Consider the following 19,906-nt stretch of genomic DNA (forward strand, 5'->3'; position numbering starts at 1 on the left):
GCGGCCCGTGGTGCGGGTGTTGAAGGGGTGCTGTACCGGTGCGGTACGGACCCGGCGCAGGTACGGGCGGGGTGCGGGCCCTGAATGCACCGGTGACGACCGGACGGCTGCCGCCCCGCCACGGGGGACGGGGCGGCGGCCGCCGTCGCTCAGCCCGCCTTCGTCAGGGACTCCGCGGCGACTTGCCGCCCGGCCGTATCCCCCCGGTCGTCCGCGGCGACCTGCCGCCCGGCCGGAACGCCGCGGCCGTCCGAGGTCAGCGCCGCCAGGCCGACCAGATCGTCCGCCTGGGCGTCCGGTACGTCACGGTCGAAGCCCGACAGCGACCTGAACCGCAGCGACACCAGGCCGAGCAGCAGGATCGCCGCCGCCAGCAGCAGATACAGCAGACCGATACCGCGTCCGTCGCCGCTGCCCAGCACCTGCCCCAGGGTCCCGGCGAGCGCGCCGCCGGAGTCCATCAGGGGCTCCAGATACGCGGTCCCCAGCGGGGCGATCAGCAGGAAGCCCACCGGCAGCGTCGACCAGGCGACCAGCTGGTTGAGGGCCATCACCCGGCCGTGGAACCGCTGCGGGACCTTCACCTGCACGATCGTCAGATAGATGCCGTTGAGCAGCGACAGCGACGCCGACATACCGAACACCCCGATGCCCACCAGCAGCAGATCGGGCCGCAGCCCGGTCAGGGCGCAGAACAGCGCGAGCACCGGCACCACCAGCAGCATGCCGCGCATCCTGCGGTGGCGCGGACCGCCCCAGATACCCATCGCCAGACCGCCGACGACCGCTCCCACGCCGCCCGCCAGGGAGACCGTCGCCACCGAACCCAGGCTGGAGAACCCGAGCACGAGCGGCGACACCATCTGGAACAGCACCGGCAGGAAGAGATTGAGCACGGCGAAGAAGATCAGCATCGCCCGGAACCCGCGCTGCCCGGTCACCAGCCTGAACCCGGCGACGATCTCCTGGCGGAGCGTCTCGCGGCGTTGCGCGGCCAGCGTCCGGGGGAACCGTACGGTGCCCAGGACCAGCGCCGCGATCGTGTAGCTGATCACATCGAGCAGCAGCACCCCGCCCAGCCCGATCGCGGCCAGCAGCCCGACCGCCGCCAGCGGCGCCACGACCTGCGCGATACCGCCCGAGATCTGCACGACACCGTTGGCGTGCCCCAGATACCGCTTGGGCACCAGCTGCGGGATCGCCGACTGGAACGCCAGCCGCTGCCCCGTCAGGGAGACCGACAGCAGCGCCATCAGCACCCCGACATGCCAGGCCCGCAGCTCACCGAAGGCGTACAGCAGGGCGAGCACCGCCTCCGTGGTGCCCGAGACCGCCGTACAGACCAGCATCACCCGCCGCCGGTCGATCCGGTCCACCAGACTGCCCAGCACCGGCGCGGCCAGCAGCCCGGGCACGATGCCCAGAACCGCGAAGAGACCGAACCAGGCCACCGAATCCGTCGACAGGAAGATCCACAGCGGCAGGGCGAACTCGGTGAGCGCCGAACCCGTCTGCGACACCATCTGCGAGGCCGCCACCGCGACGAACCGCCGGGTGTCCCGCCGGTTCCCGCGGTCCGCCCCGGCCGCCTCCGCCGCCTCGGGCGCGTCGCTCCCGCGGTGCACCCCGTCCAGCCACCAGGTCGCGTCCGCCGGACGCTCCCGCCGGTCCAGGGGTTCCGCCGCCCCGTCGCCGGTGACCGCCGGATGGACGGTCGTGACGATCTCGGCCAGCTCGGCCGCCCGGTGCTTGAGGAAGTAGTGGCCGCCCTCGTCCAGGACGGCCACCGCCGTCGTCGTACCGAGGAAACCCCACTCCCGGAACCGCTCCCGGTGGAACTCGGTCCCCGGGTCGGCCGAACCGATCACCGAGACCACCGGCGTCGACAGACCGTCCGCGGGGGCCGCCAGCCGCTCCGTGAAGTACGCCTCCGCCGCCCGGGAGTCGGCGCGGACGTTCGCCACGATCGTGGCCAGCTGCTCCGGCTCCAGGCCCTCCAGATCCGCGCCCATCGAGCGCAGCCAGTTGAGATGCAGCCGTCCGCTGCGCCGCCGGTCCAGCACGGAGAACCGCGTCAGCAGCCCCATGAGCCCCTCGGTCGGCCGGGCGAACGGGAAGATCCCGCCCAGATAGACGGCGGCGGGCTCCCGCCCCGCGGCGGCCAGCAGCCTGGCCAGCTCCACGGCGAGGGCCGCGCCCACCCCGCAGTGCCCGTACACCGCCACCGGCCCCGGCACCCCGGCCAGCACCTCCTCGGCACACCGCCGGGCCACCTCCTCCAGCGGCAGCGACTCCTCCGACATGCCCAGATCGTGGCCGGGGACGGCGACCGCGTGCAGCGCCACCCCCGGCGGCAGGGCGTCCGCGAGCGGCTGGTACACCACGGCGCTCCCACCGCCGTACGGCAGACACACCAGCGACAGCGTGACGGCGTCCGCGGGCTGCCGGGGCGTCAGTTCGTGCAGCAGCCTGCGCGGACCCCGGTCCTCCTCGGAGGTCTCCGCCAGCGCGGCCAGCGCGGCGACCGTCCGCTCCTGGAAGACGTCCATCAGCGTGATCTTCGCTTCGGCGCCGAGCACCCGGCGCAGCGCCGCGACCATCCGCATCGCCAGCAGCGAGTGTCCGCCCAGGTCGAAGAAGTCGTCGTGGGCGCCGACCCGTTCCAGCCCCAGCAGCTCGGCCCAGACCGCGGCCACCGCCTCCTCCGCCGGAGTCCGGGGCGCCACGTACTCCGCGCCCTCACCCGGGCCCGGGGCGCCCGGCTCCGGCAGTGCCCGCCGGTCCACCTTGCCGTGCGCCTGCCGCGGGAGTTCGGGCAGTACGGCGAAGCGGGACGGCACCAGATAGTCCGGCAGCCTGCGCGACAGCAGCGCCCGCAGCTCCGCGACCGGCGGCGGGGCGGCACCGTCCGCGGGCACCAGATAGCCCACCAGCACCTGTTCACCGGCCGGCCCCCGGGCGGCGGCCACGGCCTGTGCGACCCCCGGCAACTGCACGAGATGGGCCTCCACCTCGCCCAGTTCGACCCGGTAGCCGCGGATCTTCACCTGGTCGTCGCCCCGGCCGAGGAACTCGATCGTGCCGTCCGGCCGGTGCCGGGCGAGGTCCCCGGTGCGGTACATCCGGGCGTCCGCCCGCTCCCCGTCGGCAAAGGGGTCCGGCCGGAACCGTTCGGCGGTCAGCTCCGGCAGCCCCAGATAGCCCCGGGCCAGCCGGTCCCCGCCGATCCACAGCTCCCCGGTCACCCCGGGCGGCACCGGCTCCCCGTACGCGTCCAGCAGATAGACCCGGGCCCCCGGCAGCGGCCGCCCGATCGGGGTCGTGGGGCCTTCGGCGGGCCGCTCCGGGTCGACCAGCAGCGTGGTGGCGCCCACGGTCGCCTCCGTCGGCCCGTAGTGGTTGACCACCCGGCAGCCGGTGCGCGCCGCGGTCGCGGCCAGCTCCCGGCTCCACTCCCAGCCCGACGCCTCCCCGCCGAGGATCAGCAGACTCCGCGGCAGCAGCTCCGCCGGATCGTCCACCTCGGCCATGAGCGCCGCCAGATGCGACGGCGTCAGCTTCACACAGTCGATCCGCTCCCCGGCGAGATACGCCGCCAGCTCGGGCCCCGGGGTCCGCGGCGCCAGCAGATGCAGCGTGCCGCCCGTGGTCAGCGAGAGATAGAGCGTGGTCATGCCGAAGTCGAAGGCGAGCGACTGGAGCAGGGCGTAGCGCGCGCCGTCCGCGAGCCCCGCCTCGGCGAACCGCTGCCGCACCCCGGCGAGATACGTCAGCACCTGGCGGTGCTGGACCGCGACCCCCTTCGGCTTCCCCGTGGACCCGGAGGTGTAGATGACATACGCCAGATCGTCGGGACCGACTCCTCCCTCGGGCGCCGTGTCCGGGGCGGCGGCCAGCTCCCCGGCGAGTTCGTCCAGGAGCAGTACGGAGGAGCCTGTGGCGGAGTCCGCGCCCGCCAGGAGCGACCGGTGCGCCGTGGTGGTGATCAGGACGACGGGCGCCGAGTCGGTCAGCATATGGCCCAGCCGTTCGGCCGGCTGCTCGGGATCCAGCGGTACGTACGCCGCCCCCGACTTCAGCACCGCCAGCAGCGCCACGGCCTGTTCCACGCCCTGGTCGAGACAGACCCCCACCAGGGCGTCGGGCCCCGCCCCGGCGGCCCGCAGCAGCTGGGCCAGCCGGTTGGCGCGCCCGTCGAGCGCCGCGTAGTCCAGGGTCCGGCCGGAGTGGACCAGGGCGGTCGTGTCCGGAGTGCGGGCCGCCTGGACGGCGACCGCGTCCGCGAGGGTCGCCGCCGACGGCACCGCGCCGCCGCTGTCGTTCCACTCGTACAGCACCCGCCGCCGCTCGCCGGGCTCCAGCATGGGGAGGGTGCCGACGGGGGCGTCCGGATCGGCCGCCGCCCCGGCCAGGATCCGCTGCCAGTGCCCGGCGAGCCGGGCGACGGTCGCCGCGTCCCACAGGTCGGTGCGGTAGGTGAGGAAGGCCTCCAGACCCTCCTCGGTCTCGGTGCAGTACAGGCCCAGGTCGAGATGGACCCCGCTGCCCTCGAAGGGGAAGGTGCTCCAGCGGAGCCCCCGCGCCTGGACGGTCTGCGCCCGGTGGTTCTGGAGCGCGAACGACACCTGGTAGAGCGGCGGCCTGCTGACGTCGCGCGGCAGGTCCAGGGCCTCCACCAGCTTCTCGAACGGGGTGTCCTGGTGCTGCTGGGCACCCAGCGCCGCGGCGCGGACCCGGGAGAGCACGGTGCCGAAGTCCGGCAGCTCGTCCGCTCCGCCGCCGTCCCCCGCGTCCCGGCCGGAGAGATCGGCCCGCAGCGGCAGGACCGTGCTGAAGAGACCGATCAGCCCCTCCGTCTCCTCCGTCGGACGGCCCGCGAACGGTGTGCCCACCGCGAAGTCGCGCTGCCCCGACCACCGCGCCAGCACCACCTGGAAGGCGGCCAGCAGCGTCATGTACAGCGTCGCGCCCCGCTCCCGGGAGAGCGTGCGCGCCGCCTCGTGGACCGCCGGGTCGAGGCGGAAGGAGTGCGTCGCCCCGCGCGGCCCCGGGACGGCCGGCCGCGGCCGGTCCGTGGGCAGCTCCAGCGGTGCGGTCCCCACCATCGCCCCGCACCAGTAGCGCAGCCCGGCGGCGGCCCGGGGCTCGTCCTGCCGCTCGCGCTGCCAGTGCGCGAAGTCGCCGTAGCCGACCGGCAGCGGCGGTACCGCGGGCCGCCCGTCGGCGGCGAGCGCCTCGTAGCCGGAGAGCAGCTCGTCCAGCAGGATCCCCGCCGACCAGCCGTCGCCGGTGAGATGGTGCTGGCAGACCACCAGGACATGGTCGTCGTCGGCCAGCTTCAGCAGCAGGGCGCGGAGCAGCGGCCCCGCCTCGACGGAGAACGGGCGGGCGACCTCCGCCTCCACCGCGGCCCGGGCGGCGGACTCCCGCTCCCCGGACGGCAGTCCCGTCAGGTCCCGGCTCTCCCACGGCACGGCGAACTCCTCCGCCGGGACGGTCGCCACCCGGGGCGTACCGTCCTCGTCCGCCGGATACGCGCTGCGCAGCACCGGATGCCGTACGGCGACCAGCCGCAGCGCCTCGGCCAGCGCCGCGGGCCGCAGCGGACCGGCCAGCCGGCCCGCCGTCGGCAGCACATAGGCAGCCGTTCCGGGGGTGAGCTGCTCCACGAACCAGAGCCGCTCCTGAGCGGGCGACAGCGGCACCGGCGCGCCGTCCGGCAGCGGTGTCACGGCCGGCGGCCGGTTCGCCGCGGCGGGCCGCTCGCGCAGCTTCCGGGCGAGCAGGGCGCGCTGTTCGGCGGTGAGGACCCGGCGCGGCCGGTCCACCGTGAGCGGTGCGGTGTTCTTGCTCTCCATCACCGCTCCCCGGCGAGCAGCTCGACGGTGACCGCGTCGGCGATCGCCGCGACCGTGGGCTCCTCGTAGAAGACGTGCAGCGGCACCTCGGCACCGATGCGGTCGCGGATCCGCGCGGCGACCCGGGTGATCGTCAGCGAGTGGGCGCCCAGGTCGAAGACATCGTCGTCCGGTCCGATCGATGTCACGCCGAGAACCTCGCACCAGATGGCGGCGACCTCGGTGGTGATCTCGTCCCACGGCTCGTCCGGCGCGGGCCCGTCCGCACCGTCGAGCGATGTCTCGCGGACCGGCTCCGGCAGGGCCCGGCGGTCGGTCTTCCCGTTGGGTGTCAGCGGCAGTTCGGAGAGCGGGTGCACGGCCCCGGGGACCATCGCGTCCGGCAGCGTCAGGGCGAGGAAGGCGCGCAGTTCGGCGGTGGTGGGCACGGGGACACCGGCCCGCCACACCGGATAGACGGTGAGGATCCGCCCGCCCGGCCCGTCGTCGTCGCCGCGGACGGCCGCGGCGGCCGCCGCCACCGCCGGATGCTCCTGGACCCTGGTCTCGATCTCGCCCAGCTCGATCCGGTGGCCGCGGAGTTTGATCTGGTCGTCGAGGCGGCCCAGGCAGCGCAGGGTGCCGTCGGCCCGCACCCGGGCCAGGTCCCCGGTGCGGTACAGCCGCATCCCGGTGATCGGATCGGTGACGAAGCGTTCGGCGGTCAGCTCGGGGCGGCCCCGGTAGCCCCGGGCCAGCCCCGCCCCGCCGATCACCAGCTCCCCGGTGACGCCCTGCGGTACCGGACGTCCGGCCGGGTCCACCACCAGTACGGTCGTCCCCGCGATGGGGCCGCCCACCGTCACCTCGGCGGGCTCCGCCGGAACCTCCGCGGCGGTGGACCAGATGGTGGTCTCCGTCGGTCCGTACACGTTCCACAGCCGGCCCACCCGGGCCCGCAGCGCCCGGGCGAGGGGCGGTGTCAGTGCCTCGCCGCCGCTGAGCGCGGTCAGCCCGGGCGCGGTCAGCCCGGCGTCGAGCAGCAGCCGCCAGGTCGACGGGGTCGCCTGGAGCCGGTTGACGCCGTACCGGCCGACCAGCCCGGCCAGCGCGCCGCCGTCCCGGGTCTGCTCCTCCCCGGCGATCACCACCCGGCCGCCGGTGACCAGCGGCAGCAGCAGTTCCAGCGCGGAGATGTCGAAGGACAGCGAGGTGACGGCCAGCCAGACGTCCTCGGCGGAGGCGTCCAGCAGATCGCGGAAGGCCAGCAGCAGATGGGCCAGTGCGCCGTGCGGCACCTCGACGCCCTTGGGTCGGCCGGTGGAGCCCGAGGTGTAGATCAGATAGGCGAGATCACCGGGGGCCGGGTCCGCCGCCGTGGGCACGGGCACCGACTCCGACTCCGGGGAGTCGAAGAGGCCGTCCAGCAGCAGGGTGCGGCCGTGACCGGCGACCCGGTCCGCGGTCCGCCGCTGTGCCAGGGCCACCGGCGCACCGGCGTCGCCGAGCACAAAGGCGATCCGGTCCGCCGGATAGGCGGGGTCGACCGGGAGATGGGCGCCCCCGGCGGCCTGGACGGCGAGTACGGCGGCCACCGCCTCGGCGGACCGCTCGGCACAGACGGCGACGACCGTGCCCGGCCCCACCCCGGCCCCGGCCAGCCGCCCGGCCAGGGCGCCGACCGCCGACGCCAGCTCCGCGTAGGTGATGTCGCGGCCGCCGTCGGTCAGGGCGATCCGCTCCGGATGGGCGGCGAAGGCGGCGCGCAGCAGCGCGGGCAGGGTGGCCCCGGCGGCGTCCGCGGCCGGCGCGGGCCCGTGCAGCGGGGCCGACTCGGCCTCGCCGAGGAACGGCAGGTCCGCGATCGGTGTGCCGGGCGCCGCGGTGATCGCGGCCAGCAGCCCGCGCAGATGGGCCCCGATCCGTTCGGCGGCGGCCGGGGACAGCAGACCCGTACGGTGCATCAGGATCACCCCGAAGCGGTCGGGTCCGTCCAGCAGGTGGAGCCGGAGAGCGCCGCGCGCCGTGCCGGGGAACAGCACCCAGTCGATGGTGCTGCCGACGCCCGCGAACTCGACCGGTGCGATCCGGCGGCGGTAGGTGACGGTCACGGGGGCGGCCGTCACCGCGGGCCGCAGGCCCCGTACGGCGCGGGGCAGCGGCACGCCGCGGTGCGGATAGCAGGCGCGTACCTCGGCCCGTACCGTCCGGGCGAACTCGCCGAACGGGACGGCCGGGTCCGGGGCGGTGACCACCGGCAGCTCGTTGGCGTACATCCCGATCCGGCCGGTGTCCGCCGGGCCCCGGGTGCCCAGGCCCACGGCCGCTGCCGGCTGCTCGTTGCCGTACCGCAGCAGCAGGGTGTGGACGGCCGCCAGCAGCAGTTCGAAGAAGGTGACACCGATCTTGTCGGCGGTGACGGTCAGTTCGGCGCGGAGCGCGGGGTCGAGGTCGAAGGCGACCGCGGCGCCGGGCCCCACCCCGTCCTGGGGCGTCTCGTCGGCGCCCTCGGCGAGTCCGGCCAGCGCGACGGCCGGTCCGGGCAGCGGCCGCCCGGTCCAGTGGGCGCTCGCGGCGGCCAGCTCCGCGGGGTCGAGGTCGGCGGCGGGCGGCTCCGCCGGAGCGGGCAGGGGCTCCGGGGCCGGACCGGCACCGGTGCGGTGCGCGTAGGCGGCCGACAGATCCGTGAGGAGGACATCGGTGGAGGTGCCGTCGAAGAGGAAGTGGTGCGCCACCACAAGGAGCGTCGCGCTCCGGTCGCCGGTCAGCAGCAGGGAGAACCGGACCGGCGGGCCCGTCCGCAGGTCGAACGGCGCCGCGCACGCACCGGCCAGTTCGGCCTCCAGGTGCTCCGGATGGCACCGGCGGACGGCGAGTTCGGGTATCGGGCCGGGTACCAGCGCGGGTACGCCGTCCTCGTCGCGGACCGTGAGCGACAGAGCCGGGTGCCGGGCCGTGAGGTCGGCGACCGCGGCGGTGAGCGCCGGTATGTCGAGGGCGCCTTCGAAACGTACGGCGAACGGCATGTGGTGGATGGATCCGAGCGGCGCCAGCCGCTCGTTGATCCAGAGTCCGTGCTGGGCAGGTCTGACGGGAATGCTGGTCACGGGGGGTCCTCAAACTGGTCGGGAGAGAAAATCGGTCGTGCGTGGGGGAGCGGGCGGGGGCGGGGGATCCCCCTGGCGGCCGGAGCCCGGCACGGGCCGGACAGCGGTCGTGGAACGGCGGCTGCGCACCAGCGGTCGTGGAGCGGCAGCCGTGGAACGGCGGTCGGACGGTGCGGAGGCGGCCGGGACACGGGCCGGAGCCCGGTCCTCCCGGGCGGACCGGTGGGCCGGTGGGCCGGGAACCGCGCGCGTGGCGACGGGGACTCGTCCGTCGCCGTGGTCCCGGCGGCGGCCGGGCGCGCCGGTCCCGGCGGTCGGTTACGGGAAGGGACACCCGGGTCCGGCGCCGACGGCGGACCCGGGCTGTTGCGGGGAAGGGGGAAGAGGCCCGGAACCGGCGCCGCTGGCGGACCCGGGCTGTGGTGCTGGGGAGGTGCGGTGGAACGGCGGCCCGGAACCGGCGCCGACGGCGGAACCGGGCTGTGGTACGGGGGAGATGCGCGGGGGAACGGGGTGAGCGGGTGGTGCGCGGGGGAAGGGGCCCGGACTACGCGCCCGCGTCGGTCAGCGCGGTGGTGAAGTCCTCGGCCAGGGCGGTGATCACGGACTCGTCGAAGGCGAGCGCGTTGTACTGGATCCAGCAGTGCAGGGCACCGTCCGGCTGCTCGACCGCGGTCAGTTCCGGCACCCCGAGATCGCCGCCGGGCAGCGGCCAGGGCACGGTGGTGCCGCGCTCCAGTTCGAGAGGTTCGCAGGACAGCCCCGGCAGATGGGCGTCCGCGGCCCAGTTCTCGTACCGCAGCCAGGCCGGGAAGGCCACCACCGACGGTTTGAACTCGGCGTACGGGTACATCTGGTGGTCCAGGGCGGCGGTCGCCGCCCGCCGGACCCGCTCCGCCAGCTCCGCGAAGCCGGGCCCGCCGGAACAGTCCACCCGTACCAGCAGCGACTGCACCAGACAGCCCACGGCCCGCTCCGCCTCCGGGCGGATCCGGCCCGGCACCGGGGTCATCAGCACCAGATCGGTCTGTCCGCTGCGGTCCGCCAGCAGCCGGCTCCAGAGCGCGGTGACGGCCATGAACGGGGTCACGCCCAGCTCACCGGCCCGTTTGCGGAGCCGCCCGGCCGGATCGGCGCCGATGGTGAACCGGTGGGCGACCATGAGCACCCGGTCGACGGCGCGCCGCCCCGGGAAGGGGTCCACGGCATGCGGGGCACCCGCCAGCGCGCCGGCGAAGTGCCGCCGTCCGGCCGCCCACCGGTCGTTGGCCCAGCGCACCAGGTCCGGGTACGGCAGGGAGTGCCCGGGCAGCCGGGGGGCGCGGCCGCGGCGCAGGGCGTCGTAGGCCAGCCCGAGTTCGTGCAGGAGCACGCCGACCGACCAGCCGTCGGCGACCATGTGGTGCACCGCGATCAGCACCACATGGTCGTCCGGGGCCCGGCTGACCACCAGCAGTCTGGCCGCCGGGTCGACCGCCAGATCGGTGAGCCGGTCCCGCTCCGCGATCAGCAGCGCGTCGACGTCGCCGTCGTCCGCCCCGGGCAGGGAGCGCAGGGTGATCCGGGCCGCGGGTTCCTCGTCGAGCACGGTCCGGACCAGCCCCGGTACGGCGCCGGGCACCGGGACGAACCGGGTGCGCAGCGCGGGGTGGCGCCGCACCAGTTCGGTGAAGGCACGGCCGAGGGCCGCGGTGTCGAGCCGGTCGGTCACCCGGAAGAGAGCGGTGACGGCCCCGGCGTCGCGGCCGGACTCCTCGGACATCCAGGCGAGGAAGTCCTCCTGCTGGCTGGTGAGGGGTACCTCGTGCGGCTGCTCCCGCAGGGCACGGAGATAGGGCGGCACCACTGTCTCCGTCTCCGTTTCCGTGCCGGTTGCGGTGTCCGTGGCCGGGCGGACGGCGGCGGCCGCCTCGTCCAGCCAGGCCGCCTGCGCCCGCAGCGAGGGCCGCCCGAAGACCATCGCGGCACCGGCCTCCACCCCGAACCGTTCGGAGACCGCGGCGGCCAGCTGGACCGCGCGGAAGGAGTCGCCGCCGAGGGCGAAGAACTCGTCGGCCACGGTCGCCACGCGACGGCCGAGCACCTCGTGCCAGACGGCGGCGAGCCGGGTCTCGGTCGCGGTGCCCGGCCGGGGCGCGGACGGCTCCGTGCCGCCGGGCTCCGCGGCGGTCTCGAACAGCGGCCGGAGCCGGTACTTGACCACCTTTCCGGTCGCGTTGCGCGGCAGGTCCCCGGCGAGCAGGATCCGTACCGGCAGCTCCGCGCGGGCCAGCCGGGTGCTCAGGAAGAGCCGCAGGTCGTCCAGGTCGGCCCCGCCCGCCGCGGGCACCACCACAGCCACCGGTACCGAGCCCATCACCGGGTGCGGCACCCCGAGCGCGGCCGCGTCGGCGACCGCGGGATGCTCGTGGAGCGCGTCCTCGATACGGAGCGTGGACACCTTCAGCGCGCCCGACTTGATGACGTCGCTCTCCCGGTCGACGAGGTGGAGGAAGCCGTCCGCGTCCAGCCGGCCGAGGTCTCCCATCCGTACCCAGCCGTCCCGGAACACTCCCGCCGAAGCGGCGGGGTCCCCGATGTAGGAACGCTGCGGGCCCGGCTGCCGCAGCCACACCTCACCGGTCTCCCCGGGCGGGACGGGAGCACCGTCCGGGCCCAGCACCCGCAGGTCGCCGGGGGACGCGGGGCGGCCCACCGAGCCGGCCCGCGCCGGGTCGACCACCATGGACACCTGGGCGGGCGAGGACTCGGCGGAGGTGTAGACGTTGACCACCGTCGTCTCCGGCAGCGCCTCGGTGAGCTGCCGGGCGACGGGCGCGGGCAGCGCGGCCGCCGAGGAGCTGAACAGCAGTACGGCGGAGAAGTCGCGGCGCCGGAGCACACCGGAGTTCAGCAGCTCTATCGCCATCGACGGGACGACGAAGACCGTGCCGGTCCGCAGCTCCTCCACCGCGCGGCCGAACTCCTCGGCGTCGAAGCGCGGCAGCGCGACGACGGCGGGCGCGCCGGTCAGGGCGGTCGTCACCATCATCTGGCCCGCGTTGGTGCCGATCGGGAAGGCGTGCAGGGCGTGCCGGGAGTGCGCGTACGGCCGGGGGCGCGGATTCAGCAGCTGACCTGCCGTCAGGGCGGCATGGGAGGCCATGACTCCCTTGGAGCGGCCGGTCGTTCCCGAGGTTCCCACCACCTGGGCGGTGTCCTCCGGGCGCGGGCGGTGCGGCGGTTCCCCGGGCGATCCGGCGGCCTCCGCGGCGGTCAGGGTGAGATCGGTGAGCCCCGGCAGCGCGGGCAGGAAGGAGCCCCGCAGCGCGGCGGACGCGCCGCAGAGACCGGCGAGCCGCAGCGCCTCGGACTCCGCCGCGTCGGCGCGCAGCGGCAGTCCGGCCGCCCCCGCGTAGTGGAGCGCCAGGAACGCCACCGCGTACCCGTCCCACTCGTCCTCGGTGAACCGCAGGGCCACCAGGTCCCCGGGCCTCACTCCGGCGTCCGCCAGTCCCCGGGCGGCCCGAACGGCCCGATCGCGCCAGGAACCGTAGCTCAGGGAGCCCCCGCCGCGGACCTGGACCGCGAGCGCGTCGGGCTGTTTCGCGGCCCGGGCGTCGAGCAGATCCGGGACGGTGAGCGGAGCGGGCAGTGCGTTGATGATGCCCTCCAAGTTCGTTGACCTGCGCGGGAGTTCACTCCGGCAGGTGCGGTGACGCGGAGACGGTCATGGGCATAGCGCGCGGTTGTCGCCTTGGGTATGGTCTGGACCATTGGCGGGGTACGGCGAAGGATAGCGCGCCACTGTCGTACTTGTGTCGCAATGATGGAGAGTTCGTGGAAATCGGTGGGGATCGGGCCCCGCTGCGGTGACCCCGCAGGGCACTGCCCCGCCGAGAAAAGCCCTCGTCAGAGGGGGTAAGCCGGAACCACCCGCACCAAGCCGGAGAAGGCGAAGATTCTCCGGCCGCTCCATACCGCGTCCCTGTCCGTTTTCGGACAACCGGACGTCTCAACGGGTACCCCGACCCCCGTACCTGCCGTATGCCGTACGCCCCGGATGCCCCCCGGTATCCGCGGCGGGTACGCCTCCGGCCGGGACCGGCCGTACCCGTCCCCGTTCCGTCCGGCCCGTCCGGACCGCCATCCCATCCCCGCCGGGGCGCGCTGCCGCGCCCCGGCGAGCCAGGAGGAAGCACAGATGCAGTACGCGGGAATCGCCTGGAGCGCCGACGGTTACGAGGTCGAGATCGTCGACGACACGGGGGAGCGGTCCCAGGCCCCCACGCGCTGGGGCGCCGAGCGGGTGGCCGAGCTGACGGACTGGCTGGAGCGGACCGGCCGGGAGTCCGGCGAACCGCTCGCCGTCGTCGTGGAGAGCACCAACGGCCTGGTCGACGGGCTGCTGACGGCCGCCGGTCTCGACGTCCACCGCGCCGACCCCTGGGTACTGCCCGAGCGGCCCGACTTCGGCTCCGTACCCGCACTCTCCCTGGCCGGCCGGGCGAGAGACGATCTGAAGTCCCTGTCACCGCTGACCGCCGAGGGCGGCGGGCAGACCGGCCGGGACGAGGACTACCACGACGGCATCCGGCGCAGCGCCGCGGCCGAGGAGGAACTCAGCCGCACGGGACGGTGGTTCCGGCACGGATCGCGGGACCGCCGGGAGATCGCCCTCACCTTCGACGACGGCCCCGACCCCGCACACACCCGCGAGGTCCTCGACCTCCTCGCCCGCTACGGGGTCCACGCCACCTTCTTCTGTGTGGGACTGCATGTGAACGCCCTCCCCGACGAGGTGCGGCGGATCGTCGACGCGGGCCACAGCCTCGGCAACCACACCTGGTCCCACCCCTTCCTGCCGGATCTGACCGCCCGCCAGTTCCGGCTCCAGATCGACCGGACCGCCGACGCCTTCGACCGCGCGGTCGGCACCGTTCCCACCGTCTTCCGCCCGCCCTACGGCTCACGGACCCCCGAGGCACTGGGCGAACTCCTGGCCGGCGGACCCGCGCTGGCACTCTGGGACGTCGACTCCTGGGACTGGGCCCGGCCGGGCCCCGAGAAGATCACCAGGACCGTGCTCGACCATGTGCAGCCCGGCTCGATGATCCTGATGCACGACGGCGGCGGCGACCGCCGCCAGAGCGTGGCAGCCCTGCCCGCGGTGCTCGAAGGGCTGCTGGAGCAGGACTACCGCTTTGTCTCGGCCGACGCCCTGGCGGGCCGCGCCGAAGCCCGCTGAGGACTGCCGCTTCGGGCGCACCGGTGCGTCCCCGCCCGGCCGTGCCGTACCCGCGGGCATCCGGAAGGGCGCCCCTTCCCGGCCGGGAAGGGGCGCCCTCGGCACAGCGGTCAGGACGTGGTGCAGTAGGACTGGATGAAGAGCCGCTGGGGGACGCTTGTGTGGTTCCGGGCGTGCACCCCCCAACCGGTGGGCTCCGGCAGACCGCGGTTGGTGTTGATGGCGACGCCGGGCGCGCCCGTGGAGTCCGGGGCGTGCGCGCCGCCGCCGGTGATCCGCTGCCCGGAGAGACAGACCGCGGTCACATGGTTCTGCTCGCCCGGCTGGAGCACGATGCTGGTCTCCCGGATGCTGACCGGGACGGTGGTGCAGACCACGAAGGCACTCGCGCCGTGAGCCGGGCCGTCGTTGTTGGCCAGATCGACCCGCCAGCGCCCGGTCGCGTCGACGTCCATCCGGCTCGACGACAGAAACGGCTCGGTGGTGACGAAGCCGCCGCCCGACGGCCGCCAGCCGGACGGGCAGTCGGCGAAGGCCGTCGCCTTCCCGCCGCCGGGAACGGTCACCCGGCCGCCGGTGATCCGGGTGTGGGTGGCGGCGGTGCAGACGACATAGGCGGCGGCCTGTTTGGGCGTGTCGGTGATATTGCTGGCCTTCACCGCCCAGGAGTTGCCGGACGCCGCCGAGCTGGAGATGAACGAGCCCTGGCCGGTCACCCCCGCGCCGCCGCCGCTGGGCACGGTGCCCGAGGGGCAGGGGACGGAGGTGTCGACCGTGCCGTGGGCCGGGACGGTGACGATCGGACCCTGGAAACCCTGGTGGTCCAGCGGCACCCGGACGGACGGCGCCCCGCCGCCGCCCGGGTCGGGTGGTGGTGGCGGAGCGGCCGCGGTGACCGTCGCGGCGAGCACGGCGGCGGAGAGGAGGGCGAACAGGGAAGTACGGCGGGCCATGGAACCTCCAACGGAAGCCGGGCGATGGAACGTGGGCATGCCCGCGCGGCGCTCCCCGGAGACCGGCGCCCTTTGACATGCACTCTCCCGGCCCAAAGAGGATCGATTCACCCGTCCCCGAACGGGCGATGCGCACGCAACACCCGCCCGGCGCACCGCCGTTCCCCGGGCGCGGCGGCCCGGCCGGCCCGTGCGCCGGGCCGCGCCCGGCTCACGGCCGCGGCGCCCGGTAGGTGCGGCCGCCGCGCCGCGGCAGCCCCGACGGTACGTCCGCCGGGCCCGCCACCGTCTCCACCGCCAGATGCAGCTGGGTCCGTACGGTCACCGACGCGGGGTCCAGGCCCAGGAGTTCACCGCACTCCACGAGCCAGCCCGTCAGCGTCGTCCGGTGCACCCCCAGTTCGGCCGCGGCCGGTGCCGTCCGGCCCCGGTTCCCCAGCCAGTGCCGCAGGGCGATCCGCAGCCGGGCGTCGAGCGGCGCCAGCAGGGCCGACGCCCAGTCGCCCGCCTCTTCGGGGGAGAGCAGCCCGGCGGGCAGCGCGGGAACGGCCGCCAGCGGCAGGGCCACCGGCGGGGCCGGTGCCGCGCAGGCCCGTACCGCCAGCAGCAGCTGGGCCGCGATCGTCGGATCGCCCGGATCCGCCGCCAGCAGCGGGCCGATCGCGCGCAGCCGGGTGCGCACCGTGCCCTCGGACAGCCCGAGGGCCGGGGCGGCGGCCTGCGCCGAGCCCGTCCGCAGCCAGGCCGCGAGGATCCGCCGCCGCTCCCCGTCGAGGGGCTGGAGCACCCCGGCCGCCCAGTCCGCCAGCCGGCCGGCCGGGACGACGCGGACCAGGTCCCGGCCGCCCAGCCCCGCCGCGGCGGTCAGCCCGCCGCCCGCCGGAGTCGGCTGAGCCCGGCCCGCCTCGGCCCAGGCCGCAGGGACGAGATCCAGCGGCACCGGCGCCGCGGCCCCGCCGGTCAGCCGGTACTGCTCGGCGATCCGGGTCACCACGGCATGTGCCGGATGGGGTTCGCCGGGGGAGTCGTGCAGGGCCAGCACCGCCAGCCCGGTCTCCTCCGCACACACCAGCACCCGCGGGCGCTCCACCCCCGGCCGCAGCGCCCGCCACAGCGCCTGGTGCGCGGTGCGGACGGCCGACCCGGTCAGCCGGTACACCGTGGTGTGCGTGGCGGGGCTGCCGCCCAGGACGTCGGCCGCGGCCCGGTGGTGTCCGCCCAGCAGCAGCCTCAGCACCGCGCGGTGCAGCCGCTGTTCGGCCGCCCGGGTCTCGTCCGCCCGCCGGGCCTGGACCCGCAGCAGATCCGCGACGGTCGCCGCGACCAGCGCCGTACGCTCCGGAGCCGTCCCGCGCCCCGGGCAGACCACCAGCACGGTCCCGGCCACCGGCCGGACCGTCAGATGCGGATGGGCGCGCGGCTGGGCCGCGCTCCGCACCCCGGAGGCGGCCGCGCTGCCGGGTGTGCTGTGCACCGCGCCCGCCAGCGGGTCCACCAGCACCGCCCAGCCACCGGCCAGCGTCGCCGCCTCGGAGATCAGCAGGGCCGACGAATGGGCGGCGGCATGGGTCAGCCGCCGTACCACCACAGGGTCCGGCGGCTCCTCGGCCGCCGGGGGCACGGACCCCGGACGCCCCGCGCCGCCGCCCGTCACGGGACGCGCGCCACGCCGCCCCAGCCGGCCCGCTCGGTGAGCCGGCCGGTGGTGGCGTCGGGCCGCCAGTCGGGCCAGCAGACGAAGCCGGGTTCGACCGGTTCGAGACCGTCGAAGAAGGCCCGGGTCACCTCCGGCTCCCGGAAGATGTACGGAATCGCCCCGGAGTTGTTGTACTCCTCCTGCACCAGACGGTGCGCCTCGTCCGACGCGGTCGAGTGGCTGAGCGACAGATAGCTTCCCGACGGCAGCCGCGCCACCAGCCTGCGCACCAGGCCCAGGGCGTCGGGCCAGTCCACGATGTGCCCGAGCACATCGTTGATCACCAGGGCGACCGGCCGGTCCAGGTCCAGCGTCCGGGCCGCGCCGTCCAGCACGGCGTCCGTATCGCGCATGTCCGCCAGGACGTAGTCCATCGCCCCCTCGCTGGTGCTCTGGCCCATCGCCTGGACGTGCAGCAGTACCAGCGGGTCGTGGTCGACGTAGACCACCCGCGACTCGGGCGCGATCCGCTGGGCCACCTCGTGGGTGTTGTTGGCGGTCGGCAGCCCGGCGCCGACGTCGAGGAACTGCCGGACCCCGGCCTCCCGCGCCAGCCAGGTGACCGTACGGACCAGGAAGCCCCGCGATTCCTGGGCGAACGGCTCGATCAGCGGGTACTTGGCCCGGTACGCGTCCCCCGCGGCCCGGTCCGCGTCGAACCAGTCCTTCCCGCCCAGCCAGTAGTTCCACACCCGGGCGCTGTGGGCGACGGACGTGTCGATCCGCGGGGGCTGTTCCGTGGGTTCGGTCATACCAGTGCCTCTTTCGACATGTCGGGATGGAGCGCGGTGGCGCAGGAGTAGTCGAGGAGCCGGCGGTAGGCCATCACCGCCGGGTCGGCCTGCCAGACGTCGGCGGTGCCCGGGAGCCCGCCCTCCCGGACGACATGGTCCGGGATGCCCGGCACCTCGACCCGGAAGAAGGTGAGCGCGGGGATCCCGGTCAGGGCGTGCGGCGGCCGGTCGAGCGGATGGACCTGGAGCGTCACATGCGGCTCGTCGGCCGCCGAGCGCAGCGCCGCGAGCTGCTCGGCCATCACCGCCGGGCCGCCGACCTCCGTTCGCAGCGCCGCCGCGGTCAGCAGCACCCAGACCCGGGTCCGCTGCTCCCGCAGCTTCTCCCGGCGCTCGGACAGCAGCTCCGCCCGCCGGTCCCGCTGGGCCGGTGAGAGGTCCGGGCGCAGCAGGCCGTCGACGGCACGGGCGTAGGCCGGGGTGCGCAGCAGTGCGGGCACCAGCGCCGGATCCCAGCTCCGTACGATCCGGGCCGCCGATTCCACGCTCATCAGGTCCAGCTGCCATGGGTCCATGACGGACCGCCAGGGGTGCCACCAGCCGGGCCGGTTGGCGGCGGCGAGCTGCCCGAGGATCTCCCGGGTCTCCGCCGGTGCCGCACCGTAGGCCGTCAGCAGGGTACGGACCTGCCCGTCGTCGAGCGACGTCCTGGCCTGCTCGATCCGCCGGACCGTGGCCGGATGGGCCCCCAGGGCCCGGGCCGCCTGTTCCCGGGAGAGACCGGCGGCCTCCCGCAGCACGGTGAGCCGGGTGGCCAGCACCAGATGCGCGACGGTCCGGCCGGAACGCTCCCGCGCCACGCACACCCCCTCACCGACACTTCCCGCAAACTGCGGCTACTGCATACCTTGTCGCTTGCAATCTCCGCGCGCAAGGCTTTGTATGGCCACGTTCACACCGTCGGAACGCGGGCCGCGGGGCCCGGCGGCGGACGGCTGGACCGAGCCGAGGGGCCTTACGGGGGTGGGCCCCTCGGCTTTCCGCTTTCTGTTTGCTGCTGCCGCGCGGGTGCGGCGATGCCGCCGTGTCCGGGGGAGTTGGCGCGGCAGGTGTGCTAACTGCGGCCGCGGCGGGCGCTCTTGAGGGCGGTCCCAGCGGTGAGCGGTGCGGTGCCGTCCCGGGCGGGGCCCGGGACCCGGCGGGCCACTTCCGGTACGACCGCTTTTCCGCCGCCGCCTTCACCATCGCCCTGTGCCACCTGCCTGCCCGCCCGCGCCGGTGTGCCGTGCCCGTATACGCCGTGCCTGTATATGCCGTGCCCGTACGTACCGGACCCGTACGTACCGTCCCGGCCGGGTGCGGGACGGCTCACGGCTCACGGCGCGTCCGGCTGTAGGGGGAGGGGGCGGGTGTCCTCCGGCGGCCGGGCGGGCCGGGCGGCAGGCCCCGGCAGAGGCGGTGGCCCGGCCGAACGGGCTCGGACCGTCCCGGGCAGACAGCAGAGCATTCCGGACATGTCATGGAATATTCCGCATATCCCCCAGGGGTATCCCTCTGGGACGCACATCACATACGAGGACGCTTAGTGGCTTCCGGTCGCCCCCCGTTTCCGTACCGGCGGGAAACGGAGCCCCCCGGCGGGCCCTCTTCCACTACCCGGATTAGCAGTGCGCTCGTTGCTAGCGCTGCCCGCCACCGCTAAGAATCTGCCCACGCCGCCACCGGAGCGCATTCGGCTCCCGTCCCCGTGAGCGGTCTCCCCATCCGAAGGGTTACCCCGGTATGTCCGTATTCAGCATGCGCACCACCCGGTCCCGCCGCCGGGCCTGGGCCGGCGGGTTCACCGCCGCCGGCACCCTGGCCGTCACGCTCGCCGTGGCCCTCCCCGGCACCGCCGCCGCGGCTCCCGCCGCCGCCCCGGCAGCGGCCCCCCAGGCCGTGGCCGCCGCCTACCCCGGCACTCTCCCCGGCTGGATCACCGAGGCGCTGGACGTCATGCGCCTCAACGGCATCCCCGGCACCTACGAGGGGCTGCACCGCAACATCATGCGCGAGTCCAGCGGCAACCCGCTGGCCGTCAACAACTGGGACATCAACGCGGTCAACGGCACCCCGTCCAAGGGCCTGCTCCAGGTGATCGACCCGACGTTCCGCGCCTACTGGGTCCCCGGCACCCCGAACGACCCCTTCCACCCGGTCGCCAATATCGTCGCCGCCGCGAACTACGCCGCCGACCGCTACGGCTCCATCGACAACGTCTTCGGCCCCTACTGAGCCGACTGACCTGCCTCTCGAACACCAACGCCCGCGCCTTCCAGAAGCTCTTCTTCGCCAATAACTTCTCCGCCCGCT

9 protein-coding genes are annotated in these 19,906 nt (G+C 74.9%); 2 read left to right on the top strand and 7 right to left on the bottom strand.

Annotated elements, in window-relative coordinates; genetic code table 11:
• Positions 1 to 149 precede the first annotated feature (149 nt).
• The 3 genes from ACWDR0_RS31065 to ACWDR0_RS31075 all read right to left on the bottom strand — a co-directional run bounded on the left by ACWDR0_RS31065 (position 150) and on the right by ACWDR0_RS31075 (position 12,599).
• Positions 150 to 5,858: an amino acid adenylation domain-containing protein gene (locus ACWDR0_RS31065; protein WP_456355147.1), complete on the bottom strand. Its 5,709-nt coding sequence runs from the start codon at positions 5,856 to 5,858 to the stop codon at positions 150 to 152.
• Positions 5,858 to 8,944, bottom strand: coding sequence for a non-ribosomal peptide synthetase (locus ACWDR0_RS31070; protein WP_456355148.1), 3,087 nt, complete (start codon positions 8,942 to 8,944; stop codon positions 5,858 to 5,860). Before ACWDR0_RS31070 ends, ACWDR0_RS31065 begins: the two co-directional genes overlap by 1 nt.
• Positions 8,945 to 9,491: 547 nt before the next feature.
• A complete protein-coding gene (locus ACWDR0_RS31075; RefSeq protein WP_456355149.1) occupies positions 9,492 to 12,599 on the bottom strand; it encodes an AMP-binding protein in 3,108 nt (1,035 codons plus the stop codon).
• 528 nt (positions 12,600 to 13,127) lie between these two features.
• On the opposite strand from ACWDR0_RS31075, the gene ACWDR0_RS31080 reads away from it, so the two are divergent.
• On the top strand, positions 13,128 to 14,171 hold the full coding sequence (locus ACWDR0_RS31080; protein WP_456355150.1) for a polysaccharide deacetylase family protein: 1,044 nt from the start codon (positions 13,128 to 13,130) through the stop codon (positions 14,169 to 14,171).
• A gap of 110 nt (positions 14,172 to 14,281) precedes the next feature.
• Here the strand turns inward: ACWDR0_RS31080 and ACWDR0_RS31085 are convergent, their stop codons facing one another.
• The 4 genes from ACWDR0_RS31085 to ACWDR0_RS31100 all read right to left on the bottom strand — a co-directional run bounded on the left by ACWDR0_RS31085 (position 14,282) and on the right by ACWDR0_RS31100 (position 18,414).
• The gene (locus ACWDR0_RS31085; protein ID WP_456355151.1) at positions 14,282 to 15,124 is read right to left on the bottom strand and encodes a hypothetical protein; all 843 of its coding nucleotides are present in this window, start codon (positions 15,122 to 15,124) and stop codon (positions 14,282 to 14,284) included.
• Positions 15,125 to 15,335: 211 nt separating this feature from the next.
• Entirely contained in the window at positions 15,336 to 16,712 is a 1,377-nt protein-coding gene (locus ACWDR0_RS31090; RefSeq protein ID WP_456355152.1) for a helix-turn-helix domain-containing protein, read from the bottom strand.
• 62 nt (positions 16,713 to 16,774) lie between these two features.
• On the bottom strand, positions 16,775 to 17,572 hold the full coding sequence (locus ACWDR0_RS31095; RefSeq protein WP_456355153.1) for an SAM-dependent methyltransferase: 798 nt from the start codon (positions 17,570 to 17,572) through the stop codon (positions 16,775 to 16,777).
• Positions 17,569 to 18,414, bottom strand: a complete 846-nt coding sequence (locus tag ACWDR0_RS31100; RefSeq protein ID WP_456355154.1) for a helix-turn-helix domain-containing protein — start codon at positions 18,412 to 18,414, stop codon at positions 17,569 to 17,571. Before ACWDR0_RS31100 ends, ACWDR0_RS31095 begins: the two co-directional genes overlap by 4 nt.
• Before the next feature lie 922 nt (positions 18,415 to 19,336).
• Between ACWDR0_RS31100 and ACWDR0_RS31105 the strand changes: the two genes are divergently transcribed.
• A complete protein-coding gene (locus ACWDR0_RS31105) occupies positions 19,337 to 19,828 on the top strand; it encodes a transglycosylase SLT domain-containing protein (RefSeq protein WP_456355155.1) in 492 nt (163 codons plus the stop codon).
• The last annotated feature ends 78 nt before the right edge of the window (positions 19,829 to 19,906 follow it).

This window comes from Streptomyces sp. NPDC003691, from assembly GCF_053981115.1.

Bases quoted from the DNA above. Each gene is read 5' to 3' on its own strand.
- ACWDR0_RS31065 (WP_456355147.1), bottom strand. From the start codon at position 5,858: ATGGAGAGCAAGAACACCGCACCGCTCACGGTGGACCGGCCGCGCCGG.
- ACWDR0_RS31080 (WP_456355150.1), top strand. From the start codon at position 13,128: ATGCAGTACGCGGGAATCGCCTGGAGCGCCGACGGTTACGAGGTCGAG.
- ACWDR0_RS31085 (WP_456355151.1), bottom strand. From the start codon at position 15,124: ATGGCCCGCCGTACTTCCCTGTTCGCCCTCCTCTCCGCCGCCGTGCTC.
- ACWDR0_RS31095 (WP_456355153.1), bottom strand. From the start codon at position 17,572: ATGACCGAACCCACGGAACAGCCCCCGCGGATCGACACGTCCGTCGCC.
- ACWDR0_RS31105 (WP_456355155.1), top strand. From the start codon at position 19,337: ATGTCCGTATTCAGCATGCGCACCACCCGGTCCCGCCGCCGGGCCTGG.